Consider the following 1593-nt stretch of genomic DNA (forward strand, 5'->3'; position numbering starts at 1 on the left):
CGGTCAGGTGGTGGCGAGTTCCGACGCCAGCACCCGGCAGGCACTGATCTCGGGCGAGACGGTGAACGTGGCGGCCCGGCTGGAGCAGAACGCGGCGGCCGGCGAGATCCTGATCGGCCCGCAGACCCTGGAGGCCGCCGGTCCGACCGTGGTCGTGCAGGAGACGGGCCCGCTGCGGCTCAAGGGCAAGACCGACAGCGTGCACGCGTACCGGCTGATCGCGCTCGGCGCCGACGACCCGGAGCTGCTGCGCCGTTTCGACGTGCCGTTCATCGGCCGCGCCGCGGAACTGGCGGCGCTGGACGAGGCGCTGGAGAGCACGGCGCGAGGGACGGGCCCGGGGCTGGTCCGCCTCGTCGGCGACGCGGGGATCGGCAAGACCCGGCTGGCGCGCGAGTGGCTGAGCGGACTCGGCGGACCCGGGCGGCCGGTCGTCGGCACCGGGCGCTGCCGCAGCTACGGCGACCACGGCACCCTGGCGCCACTGGCCGACGCGGTGCGGGAGGTGCTCGGTTCGCCCGTCGCCCGGGAGGCACTGGACGGGGCGTCCGGGCGGTCCGGCGCGTCCGTGGCGGACGCGTGGGCGCTGCTGCGCGGCGGTCTGCTGCACGACGGCACGCCCAATGCCCCGTTCGACGACATGTGCGCCGCGCTGATCACCGTGCTGTCCCGGACCGCGGGGCGACGGCCGGTCCTGCTGGTCCTCGACGACTGGCACTGGGCCGAGCCGCTGCTGGTGCGGGCGGTGAACCGGCTGGCCGGGCCGCTCGGCCGGGCGGGCGGACTCATCGTGTGTCCGGGCCGCCCGGACGGGCCTTCGGCCGCCGACCCGGTCGCGGGCCCGGCGCAGCTCCTGCCGCTCACCGGACTGCCGTGCGACGAGGCGGCCCTGCTGGCCCGCGAACTGACCCGGCCGGGCACGGGAACCGCCCCGGACGACGCCGCACCGGCCGCCCCCGACGCGTACGACCGTGATCTGTACGACCGGGCCGAGGGCAACCCGCTCTACCTGGAACAGCTCCTCGTCCCGGCGGGTCCGGACTCGGCGGGACCGGCGCCGAAGGGTGCGCACCACGTGCGGGGCGCGGCCCTGCCACCGACCCTGCAGGCGCTGCTCGGTGCCCGGATCGGCGCTCTGGAGCGCGCCGAACGCACCACCCTGGACCTGGCCGCGGTCGTCGGCCGGGACTTCACCGCTCCGGAACTCGTCCGGCTGACCCGGGCGGCACGTGAGGCGGAGGGCGCTGCCCGGACCGGCCCGGCCGCCCGCACCGACGCGTCCGCGCCGGACGACGACCGCGGCCGGGTCGCCCGGGCACTGGCCCGGCTGCGTGGACGGCGGCTGGTCGAGACCGCGCCCGGCGGCGAACCGGGCGCGGGGCGACACCGGTTCAGCAGTGGTCTGGTCCAGGAGGTGGCGTACGCCTCCCTGTCGAAGCGGGCCAAGGCCGAGCGGCACGCCTGGGCGTCCGAGCTGCCCAGTGTGACGGCGGCGGGCGAGGCGGCGGTCGGCGGTCACCTGGAGCGGGCGTACCGGTACCGCACCGAGCTCGGCCTGGCCGACGACCGGGCCGCCGCCCTGCGGGCCCGGGC

Annotated in this window: 1 protein-coding gene; it reads left to right on the top strand. The window is 77.6% G+C overall.

Annotation, left to right across the window (positions count from 1 at the left end; translation table 11 throughout):
• A partial coding sequence (locus tag ACWCQ6_RS37190) for an AAA family ATPase (protein ID WP_451096921.1) occupies positions 1 to 1593 on the top strand: 1593 nt, incomplete at both ends.

Source organism: Streptomyces sp. NPDC001880, assembly GCF_053594575.1.